Genomic DNA, 10142 nt, shown 5'->3' with positions numbered 1-10142 from the left:
TCTGTTTTGTTCGCTTTTTGTTTCAATCTGTGTCATTACGATATTTTCATTTAATTGTATATCCCCCCAAAATTTACATTTTTATATGAAGTATTTTAGATAAAAGCAAACGCTAAATCATATCCTCAAAAAAACAGGTTTAGAACATTTGAAAAATCGAACGCTCAGCAATGATAGTCTGTCTGGTGGCGAGAAACAACGCCTAGAAATCGCCCGCGCCCTCTACCATGATAGCCAACTCATCTTAGCAGACGAGATTAAGGCCAATCTTGACTCGGAAAATAGCAGAAAAATTAGCGACTTGCTCTTCTCCCTACCTCAAACAGTCATAGAAGTCATTCACCACTACACAGAAGAGGACTTAAAAAACTACGACCAAGTCATTCACTTAAGCAAAGAAAAGTAATATTCTTCGAAAATCGCTTCAAACTATGTCAGTTTGACCTACAAACCCAACACTTTACTTTGAGTAACATGCAGCTGACTTCCTAGTTTGTTCTTTAATTTTCATTATCCCTTGTTCATTTCCTTGAAATTTTCTGAAAAAAGAGTAAACTGGTATTCAAGAAGTCTATTTCGTGGAGTTTAGGATGAAATTATATGTTCAATTAATGATTCTCTTTGTGATTTCTCTAATCGGAGAGGGGATTTCCAGTTTCTTTCATTTGCCCATCCCAGGCAGTATTATCGGCTTGATTATTCTCTTTCTATCCCTACAATTCAAATGGTTGAGAACTAGGCATGTCAACATGGTGGGGAATTTCTTGCTGGCCAATATGACCATTCTCTTTTTGCCGCCAGCAGTAGGAATCATGGAAAAGTTTGATGTGATTGCTCCCTATCTCCTACCCATTGTTTTGATTGTCTTTTTTGCAGCAGTTGTCAATATTATCCTCATAGCCTTGGTAGTTCAGTTTATCAAACGACGGTTTGAGGGAGATTATGAGAAAGGAGATGCCAAATGAGTGAATTTGTTTCCAATCCCCTATTTGGGCTTGCCCTGTCTATCCTAGCTTATCTAGTGGGGATGTTGATTTACAGACGTTTTCCTCATCCATTGACAACGCCCCTGCTTTTGTCGGCTATTTTTATCATTATTTTTCTTAAGGTGACGGGTATTTCTTATCAAGATTACTACCAAGGTGGGGTTTATCTGAACAACTTGATTGTCCCGTCGACAGTGGCTTTGGGGATTCCGCTTTACAAGAGTTTTCATTTGATGAAGCACCATGCTCGGAGTATTCTCTTTGGTAGTCTGCTAGCAGTAGTTGTCAATACCTCTTTCACAGCCCTTGTGGCCAAAATCTTTGGTATGGACTTTTTCCTAGCCATTTCTCTCTTTCCCAAGTCAGTAACAACCGCCATGGCAGTGGGAATCACAGAAAAATTGCAAGGTCTGACGACCGTGACCTTGGTGGTAGTCGTGGCAACTGGGATTTTAACCAGTGTCATCGGACCAACCCTTTTGATGTGGTTGAAAATTGACGACCCAGTAGCTGTTGGTCTTTCCCTTGGAGGAACAGGCCATGCAGTTGGAACAGGAACAGCCTTCCGATACGGCTCTGTAGCAGGAGCCATGGGTGGTTTGGCTATCGGTGTCACTGGTATTCTCTATGTCTTTGTCAGCCCCATCGTAGCTAGTTTGATATTGAGTTAATACTCTTCGAANNAGCAGCCTGCGGCTAGTTTGCTCTTTGATTTTCATTGAGTATAAAAAGCAAGGAATTCGAGCAATCTCATTATGGTAGTGACATGGGGGTCTAACTTCTCATATTTATACATTTCTCCAATCAGTTAGTTGATTACAACCGAGATTTTCTATACTCTCCTTATAAGATTTTCGCATAAGATGAGACAGCACACGCTGAAGACGTCTATGTTATTTAGATTTAATGCAATCTTTTCAAAGAGTTTTGATAATCTATATTTCTTATTTAGTTTAGTTGATTTCATATCACTATACTATAATGCTTATCCAAATGATGACACTATCAAAACACCCTATTATTGGATGCTTACGAAACCGATTTTTATACTCTTCAAACCACGTCAGCTTGTCCTTAGTGTGTATACGTTACTGACTTGGTCAGTTCCTCAACCTCAAAACTATGTTTCGAGGAGCCTTCCGCTAACTTCCCAGTCTGATTTTCATTGAATATTAACGATACTTTATCACATAAAGAGGCTGGATGAAAAGTCTTCACAATCAAAAAACGCATCCTATCAAGTTGAGTCCTGATAGGATGCGTTTTTATATTATTGAAATTTTGTTACAGACCGATAAGAGTTCTATCATAATCAATAAATAAAGTGATGGGAAATAAGAATTGCACACCCTGGTTTTGGAATTCAAATCAATTTATAAGAATGTTTTAGAAGCAATATTATCCTATTCCAGATTCAGTTCACTATACAATTGAGTTCTCAAGCAACCTGTTTACATAATGTGTGCATAATTAGGTTCGTGATTCCACTCTTTTTATCTCTAAAAAACCTCGCTTTCGCGAGGCTCTTCTATTTATAAGATAAGGCACGTTTAAATGTTTTCCAAATCCCTAAATCATCTGTTTGAAGGACTAGGCTGGCATACATGCGTCCGATAAATCCTGTTGCTACCACCGCAAAAATCACTGTAATAGCAAGTGAAATCCATGCTTCTACTCCCCCTGCATAGCCATTAATAGTTCTAAATGGCATAAAGAAGGTCGAAATAAAGGGAATATAAGAACCAATCTTCAAGATGAGATTGTCACCAGCTGCACCTAGAGCTGTCACTCCAAAAAAACCACCCATAATCAAAATCATCAAAGGCGACAAGGCTTTTCCTGAGTCCTCAGGACGAGAAACCATAGAACCTAGAAAGGCAGCCAAGACGACGTACATAAAGAGACTGACCAAAATAAAGAACAAGGTATTCAGTGAGATAGCATCTCCCAAGTGATCCAAAATACCAGACTGAGCCAAGAATGGCAAATCTTTAAAGAGTAGAATGGCTGCCAGACCACCTACCACATAAATCCCGATATGCGTTAAAATCACCAGAAACAGAGCCATCATCCGCGCATAGAAATAGTGACTAGCCCTTATGCTAGAAAAGACGACTTCCATAATTTTGGTGCCTTTTTCACTGGCAACTTCCTGAGCTGTTACACCCGCATAGGTAATCAGAATCATATAAAGAAAGAATCCTAAGGCGCCTGCTGCAATTGTTTGAATAAACTTTTTATTTTCCTTGGCTTCATCAATCTTTTCTGTGAATTGAATTGTCTGCGCTAAGCGTTTTTCCTGCTCTTGAGACAAGGAAGCAGTTGAACGATTAAGCTGATTTTGCAGTTCATTGAGTGTATCTGTAACTGCAAATTTAATTCCATTTTCAAGCGACGTTTCGCCATGATAAACTGCCTTCAAGACACTATCCTCTTGGTCAATAGTCAGATAGCCTTTTAATTTTTCATCTTTAATCGCTTCTTTGGCACTTGCTTCGTCTTTGTAGTCAAAATTAACACCATTTACATTCTTCAGTCCTTCTGCTACAGATGGCACTGTTGTCACTACTGCCACTTTATCATTTTTAGCCATTGAAGAGCCTTGGAGATAAGCAATTCCTCCAGAAATTCCTAAAAAGAGGAACGGTGAAATCACCATAAAGAAGAAACTCCACGATTTGACATGTCTAAGATAGGTTTCCTTGATTACAACCCACACATTTCCCATACTTCCACTCCTGATTCTAGTTTAAAGATTTCATCGATAGTTGGCGCTTGTTGGTCAAAGGTTGCGATATATTGCCCTTGAGTCAAGATTGGGAAGAGTTCTCTACCAGCGCTCTCATCCTCCAAAATCAATTTCCAACTGCCTTGTTTGGTCAAGCTCACCTGTTTGACATGAGGAAGATTTTCCAATTCTTCCTTGCTTCGTTCACTTGAAACAAAGAGACGCGTTTTCCCGTATTGATTGCGGACATCCTGAACTGGTCCATGCAAGACCACACGGCCATCTCGGATCATGAGAATATCGTCACAAAGCTCCTCGACGTTGGTCATGACATGGTCAGAAAAGATAATGGTTGCCCCACGTTCTTTTTCTTGAAAAATGACTTGCTTGAGCAATTCTGTATTGACTGGGTCCAATCCACTGAAAGGCTCATCCAAGATAATCAAGTCTGGCTCATGAATCAGAGTAATGATGAGCTGAATCTTCTGCTGATTTCCTTTTGACAGACTCTTAATTTTATCTGTCAGCTTCCCTTTCACTTCCAACCTCTTCATCCATTGAGGGAGTTTTTCCTTGATTTCCTTGGCATCCATGCCTTTTAGAGTCGCCAAATAGCGAACTTGCTCAAGGACTGTCAATTTAGGCATGAGACTGCGTTCTTCAGGCAGATAACCAATCCGAGCATAGGTCTCCTGACGAATATCCTGACCATCCAGACCGATTTCTCCCTGGTATTCTAAAAACTTCAAAATACTGTGGAAAATCGTTGTCTTCCCAGCACCATTTTTTCCTACTAATCCCAAAATACGACCTGGTCGCGCTTGAAAGTCAATACCAAACAAAACTTGCTTGGATCCAAAACTTTTCTCTAGACTTCTTACTTCTAGCATCTTTCACCTCCGAAATTTCTTTCACTCATTATACTCCTTTTTGATAGCCTTTACAATGTTTTTTGTCCATTTTTAGAAGACTAATGCTATGTAAAATATGGCCTGGAGCACTTTTATACTCAATGAAAATCAAAGAGCAAACTAGGAAGCTAGCCGTAGGCTGCTCAAAGTACAGCTTTGAGGTTGCAGATAAAACTGACGAAGTCAGCTCNNAACTGACGAAGTCAGTAACTATATCTACAGCAAGGCAAAGCTGACGTGGTTTGAAGAGATTTTCGAAGAGTATTAGTGATAAATCCATTATACAGTAGCAAACTTAATTTATCCACTCTGCTCCTCAACTGTCAGTTTTTGGTCCTGAATTGTTATTTGAGTAACTCCTTTTTCCTCATAAAATTTTCTTCCTCTAAAATTTCTGGAAAAAAGCGAATAGTTTCAGACAACATTTTTTATAAAAAACAAGTTCATCTGTCATTTCAAGAAGGAGTAATCCTTTATCTACTAATGGACGGAGCGGAATTCAACCGCTTGTCCCATATGTTTTCTAAGGAACATATCTACTATGCACATCCCTATGCCTCTTGGGAAAGGGGAACTAATGAGAATCGCAACAAGCTCATTCGTAAATGGTTACCTAAGCCTAAGGGAACTAAGAAAACGACTCCCAAAGAAATTGCATTCATCGAAAAGTGGATGAACAATTATCCTAAAAAATGCTTGAACTACAAGTCCTCCAGAGAAGACTTCTGGATGACTAACTTGAACTTGAAATTTAGCAATAATTCATTCACCATCTAACTATATTTAGTAATTATTTCAGAACTGATTAATATTAAAATTAACTAACGATTCAAAAGATTCATACTAGACATAAATTACGTCCATCAGAGAAACTCTTATTATTTTTAGGTTTTAGTCTTTCTAGCTTCAGAACACATCTAAACTTTAGAGAAGATGACTATTCGAAAGCTCGAATGCTTCAAAATTATATCAGATAAGCTATTCGAACTTAGAATGCTTTTAAATTTATGGAATTGCGATTATTCGAAACCTAGAATGCATATAACCTTTAGTTGACAGACCTATTCTAAGTCTCGAAGACCTGTATTCCCATCTATTTCTTATCAAAAACACTCATTCCCCCTTTCTCCTCCAAAATATGGTATAGTAGAAATATACTATCTATGAGGAGTTTACATGTCACAGGATAAACAAATGAAAGCTGTTTCTCCCCTTCTGCAGCACCTTATCAATATCTCATCGATTGTCGGTGGGATTGGGAGTTTGATTTTCTGTATTTGGGCTTATCAGGCTGGGATTTTACAGTCCAAGGAAACCCTCTCTGCCTTTATCCAGCAGGCAGGCATCTGGGGGCCACCTCTCTTTATTTTTTTACAGATTTTACAGACGGTCGTCCCTATCATTCCAGGAGCCTTGACCTCGGTGGCTGGGGTCTTTATCTACGGTCACATCATCGGGACTATCTACAACTATATCGGCATTGTCATTGGCTGTGCCATTATCTTTTATCTGGTGCGCCTCTACGGAGCTGCCTTTGTCCAGTCTGTCGTCAGCAAGCGCACCTATGACAAGTACATCGGCTGGTTGGACAAGGGCAATCGTTTTGACCGTTTCTTTATCTTTATGATGATTTGGCCCATTAGTCCAGCTGACTTTCTCTGTATGCTGGCTGCCCTGACCAAGATGAGTTTCAAGCGCTATATGACCATCATCATTCTAACCAAGCCCTTTACCCTCGTGGTTTATACCTACGGTCTGACCTATATTATCGACTTCTTCTGGCAAATGCTTTGACACGTAAAAAATCCGTTTGGTTTCCCAAGTGGATTTTTAAAGCGTAGATTAACTATAGCTTAATACTAAATATACTTTGGTATGGAAATCATGCATATTTTTCGATAGTAAGGCGAGGACTTACCTAGCCTTTCCGCCGTGATAGAAACGCCTGAAATCTAATGATTTCAGATATTCGGAAACTTTGAGACATTAGGCTCAAAGTTTAGGTATGGAATTTCGAAGAGAGTCGCTACCGTCCGTAATCACTTAAGGAAAGGCTCAAAAATATTATTTGCAACCACAAAATCCGTTTGGTTTCCCAAGCGGATTTTGTGCTTTATTTTGAAACTTCTTTTGCAAGAACAAAGTTCCCAAGTGTGGCAGAACCATTTCCTGCGACTGCTGGCGTCACGATATAGTCACGCACATCTGGTACTGGTAGGTAACCATTAAGAAGAGATGTAAATTTCTCACGGACACGGTCCAGCATATGTTGTTGAGCCATGACCCCTCCACCAAAGACAATCACGTCTGGGCGGAAAGTCACTGTCGCATTAACCGCAGCTTGAGCGATATAGTAGGCTTGGACATCCCAAACAGGGTTATTGAGTTCAATATTTTCCCCACGAACACCTGTACGAGCTTCCAAACTTGGACCAGCTGCATAGCCTTCCAGACATCCCTTATGGAAAGGACAAACACCCTTAAACTCTTTTTCAATATCCATTGGGTGTCTAGCAACATAATAATGACCCATTTCAGGGTGACCCACACCACCGATAAACTCACCACGTTGGATGACACCTGCACCGATACCTGTACCGATTGTGTAGTAAACCAAGTTTTCGATACGACCACCAGCATTGTTACGGGCAACCACTTCACCATAAGCAGAGCTGTTTACGTCTGTTGTGAAGTACATTGGCACGTTGAGGGCGCGACGAAGAGCCCCAAGCAAGTCCACATTTGCCCAGTTTGGTTTTGGAGTTGTTGTGATAAAGCCATAAGTTTTTGAGTTTTTATCAATATCAATCGGACCAAATGAACCAACTGCAAGACCAGCAAGGTTATCGAATTTTGAGAAGAACTCGATGGTTTTATCGATTGTTTCGATTGGAGTTGTTGTTGGAAATTGTGTTTTTTCTACAACGTTAAAGTTTTCATCACCGACAGCACAGACAAACTTTGTACCGCCTGCTTCCAAGCTTCCATATAATTTTGTCATGATAAACCTCTTGTTTTTATTTTCTTTATTATAGCATATTTCGAAAGTCTAAATTTCTCTATTTTTTAGATTTTCCTCTGTAAATCTTACCATTCAAGCAAAAACGAACAAACATGTCATTTGTTCGTTTTCATTGTGAGAGGGAATATTGTACTCTCAATGAAAATCAAAGAGCAAACTAGGAAGCTAGCCGAAGGCAGCTCAAAACACTGTTTTGAGTTTGCCGATAAGACTGACGCCATTTGAAGAGATTTTTGAAGAGTATTAGATTTTCACTTCGATCACAGCATCACCCTTAGCAACTGAACCTGTTGCGACTGGAGCTACTGAAGCATAGTCAGCTGTATTTGTAACGATAAGCATTGTTGTATCATCAAGTCCAGCTGAAGCGATTTTGTTTGAGTCAAATGTTCCAAGAACATCGCCAACTTTAACCTTATCACCTTGAGCAACTTTTGCTTCAAAACCGTCACCGTTCATAGACACAGTGTCAATACCAACGTGGATCAAAACTTCAGCACCATTTCTTGTTTTCAAACCAAAAGCGTGTCCTGTTGGAAAGGCAATTGAAACTTCAGCATCAGCTGGTGCATATACCACTCCTTGGCTAGGTTTCACAGCGATACCTTGTCCCATAGCTCCACTCGAGAAGACTGGGTCATTGACATCAGCAAGAGCGACAACATCACCGACGATAGGAGTTACAAGTGTTTCATTTTGAAGAACTGCTGGCACAACTTCTTCTTTTTCTTCAGCCACTTCAGCTGGTTTTGCAGCTGCAGTTGCGTCTACTTCATCTTCGTAACCAAACATGTAAGTAAGAGCAAAACCAAGGGCAAATGATACAGCTACCATAAGAAGGTATTGGGCAAGTTGTCCGTTACCAACATAAAGCATTGTACCAGGGATGATGGTGATACCATTACCAGTACCAGCAAGTCCAAGGATAGAAGCCAATCCACCACCGATTGCACCAGCAATCAATGAAAGGAAGAATGGTTTACGGAAGCGCAAGTTTACCCCGAAGATAGCAGGCTCTGTAATACCTAGGAAGGCAGAAAGAGCAGCCGGGAAAGCAAGTGTTTTCAGTTTTGGATTTTTTGTTTTAACACCAACCGCAACAGTCGCAGCACCTTGAGCTGTCATAGCCGCAGTGATAATAGCGTTGAATGGGTTAGCATGGTCAGCAGCAAGCAATTGAACTTCAAGCAAGTTGAAGATATGGTGCACACCTGACACGACGATCAATTGGTGAACCCCACCAATCAAGAAACCACCAAGACCAAATGGCATGTTGAGGATCGCTTTTGTAGCGATAAGGATGTAGTTTTCAACGACGTGGAATACTGGTCCAATGACAAAGAGTCCAAGGATAGACATAACCAAAAGTGTCACGAATGGTGTTACCAAGAGGTCAATCACATCTGGAACACCCTTGCGGACAGCTTTTTCAAATTTAGCTCCGACAACCCCGATGATGAAGGCTGGAAGAACTGAACCTTGCAAACCAACAACAGGGATGAAACCAAAGAAGTTCATCGCTGTTACTTCACCACCTGAAGCAACCGCCCAAGCGTTTGGAAGTGAGCCAGAAACAAGCATCATACCAAGAACGATACCAACGGCAGGATTTCCACCGAATACACGGAAGGTTGACCAAACAACTAAACCTGGTAAGATAATGAAGGCTGTATCTGTCAAGATTTGAGTGTAAGTTGTCACGTCAGCTGGAAGTGTCATTCCAAGAGCAGTCAAGAGACCACGCACACCCATGAAGAGACCTGTCGCTACGATAACTGGGATGATTGGAACGAAAACGTCACCGAAAGTACGGATAGCACGTTGGAACCAATTCCCTTGTTTAGCAGCTTCTGCTTTCATGTCATCTTTAGATGATGTTGACAAACCAAGTGCAACAACTTCATCGTACATTTTGTTAACGGTACCAGTACCAAAGATGATTTGGTATTGACCTGAGTTAAAGAAAGCACCTTGAACTTTTTCCAAATTCTCAATTACTTCTTTATTGATTTTCCCCTCATCTTTGACCATGACACGTAGACGAGTCGCACAGTGGGCAACACTATTGACATTTTCACGTCCGCCCAAGGCATCGATGACTTTTTTTGCAATTTCCTGATTGTTCATTTGCAAAAATCTCCTTATATAACATTTTGTTCTTGTTTGAAAGCGATTTTATTCGCCCTTACGACTATTATTTTATCATGTTTTAAAAATATGTCAAGCGTTTTGCAGAAAAAATATTCTATCCACTTAGCGGGCAAGCTTTAGATTGATTGTTTTTGACTGTTTCATCAGGGATTCCTTGAAAAATAAGTTTGAAACCTTGATTAAAAAGTCTTTTATTTCATTATCTTTCACATTTTCGTAAAAATTTGATTGATTTCCTGTATTTATTTTATGATAATCGTTTGACAGTTTTTTCTCTTTTTTAATATAAAAGGCTTGCATTTTTTATCGAAAACAGTTACTATTAAAAGTGATAAGATTTTTGG

General features: G+C 39.9%; 7 protein-coding genes and 3 pseudogenes. 5 read left to right on the top strand and 5 right to left on the bottom strand.

Translation table 11 applies throughout. The features are described 5' to 3' along the window. Positions 1-103: 103 nt before the first annotated feature. The 3 genes and pseudogenes from HT719_RS07690 to HT719_RS07680 all read left to right on the top strand — a co-directional run. A pseudogene (locus HT719_RS07690) lies at positions 104-406 on the top strand (ATP-binding cassette domain-containing protein); the annotation flags it as partial. A gap of 184 nt (positions 407-590) precedes the next feature. Then, positions 591-965 (top strand): CidA/LrgA family protein, encoded by a 375-nt coding sequence (locus HT719_RS07685; RefSeq protein ID WP_000781328.1) that lies wholly within the window; start codon positions 591-593, stop codon positions 963-965. Next, positions 962-1657, top strand: a complete 696-nt coding sequence (locus HT719_RS07680) for an LrgB family protein (protein WP_001288944.1) — start codon at positions 962-964, stop codon at positions 1655-1657. Before HT719_RS07685 ends, HT719_RS07680 begins: the two co-directional genes overlap by 4 nt. 120 nt (positions 1658-1777) lie before the next feature. Here the strand turns inward: HT719_RS07680 and HT719_RS11655 are convergent. The 3 genes and pseudogenes from HT719_RS11655 to HT719_RS07670 all read right to left on the bottom strand — a co-directional run. Then, a pseudogene (locus tag HT719_RS11655) lies at positions 1778-1927 on the bottom strand (IS630 family transposase); the annotation flags it as partial. 587 nt (positions 1928-2514) lie between these two features. Then, the gene (locus HT719_RS07675; protein ID WP_000528826.1) at positions 2515-3714 is read right to left on the bottom strand and encodes an ABC transporter permease; all 1200 of its coding nucleotides are present in this window, start codon (positions 3712-3714) and stop codon (positions 2515-2517) included. Further along, the gene (locus tag HT719_RS07670; protein ID WP_023934336.1) at positions 3693-4604 is read right to left on the bottom strand and encodes an ABC transporter ATP-binding protein; all 912 of its coding nucleotides are present in this window, start codon (positions 4602-4604) and stop codon (positions 3693-3695) included. Before HT719_RS07670 ends, HT719_RS07675 begins: the two co-directional genes overlap by 22 nt. A gap of 489 nt (positions 4605-5093) precedes the next feature. On the opposite strand from HT719_RS07670, the pseudogene HT719_RS07665 reads away from it, so the two are divergent. Beyond that, positions 5094-5402: pseudogene (locus tag HT719_RS07665) on the top strand (IS30 family transposase); the annotation flags it as partial. 399 nt (positions 5403-5801) lie between these two features. Then, positions 5802-6419, top strand: a complete 618-nt coding sequence (locus HT719_RS07660) for a TVP38/TMEM64 family protein (protein WP_119919497.1) — start codon at positions 5802-5804, stop codon at positions 6417-6419. A gap of 319 nt (positions 6420-6738) precedes the next feature. On the opposite strand, the gene scrK is transcribed toward HT719_RS07660, so the two are convergent. Both scrK and HT719_RS07650 read right to left on the bottom strand, forming a co-directional pair. Further along, positions 6739-7626, bottom strand: a complete 888-nt coding sequence (gene scrK / locus HT719_RS07655) for a fructokinase ScrK (protein WP_000164310.1) — start codon at positions 7624-7626, stop codon at positions 6739-6741. Positions 7627-7890: 264 nt separating this feature from the next. Then, entirely contained in the window at positions 7891-9774 is a 1884-nt protein-coding gene (locus HT719_RS07650; RefSeq protein ID WP_188108546.1) for a sucrose-specific PTS transporter subunit IIBC, read from the bottom strand. Positions 9775-10142: the final 368 nt, after the last annotated feature.

The organism is Streptococcus sp. k-378 (assembly GCF_013277505.1).
Lineage (GTDB): Bacteria > Bacillota > Bacilli > Lactobacillales > Streptococcaceae > Streptococcus > Streptococcus pseudopneumoniae.
This window is presented reverse-complemented; position numbering and strand designations above follow the sequence as displayed.

Bases quoted from the DNA above. Each gene is read 5' to 3' on its own strand.
- HT719_RS07685 (WP_000781328.1), top strand. From the start codon at position 591: ATGAAATTATATGTTCAATTAATGATTCTCTTTGTGATTTCTCTAATC.
- HT719_RS07680 (WP_001288944.1), top strand. From the start codon at position 962: ATGAGTGAATTTGTTTCCAATCCCCTATTTGGGCTTGCCCTGTCTATC.
- HT719_RS07675 (WP_000528826.1), bottom strand. From the start codon at position 3,714: ATGGGAAATGTGTGGGTTGTAATCAAGGAAACCTATCTTAGACATGTC.
- HT719_RS07670 (WP_023934336.1), bottom strand. From the start codon at position 4,604: ATGCTAGAAGTAAGAAGTCTAGAGAAAAGTTTTGGATCCAAGCAAGTT.
- HT719_RS07660 (WP_119919497.1), top strand. From the start codon at position 5,802: ATGTCACAGGATAAACAAATGAAAGCTGTTTCTCCCCTTCTGCAGCAC.
- scrK (WP_000164310.1), bottom strand. From the start codon at position 7,626: ATGACAAAATTATATGGAAGCTTGGAAGCAGGCGGTACAAAGTTTGTC.
- HT719_RS07650 (WP_188108546.1), bottom strand. From the start codon at position 9,774: ATGAACAATCAGGAAATTGCAAAAAAAGTCATCGATGCCTTGGGCGGA.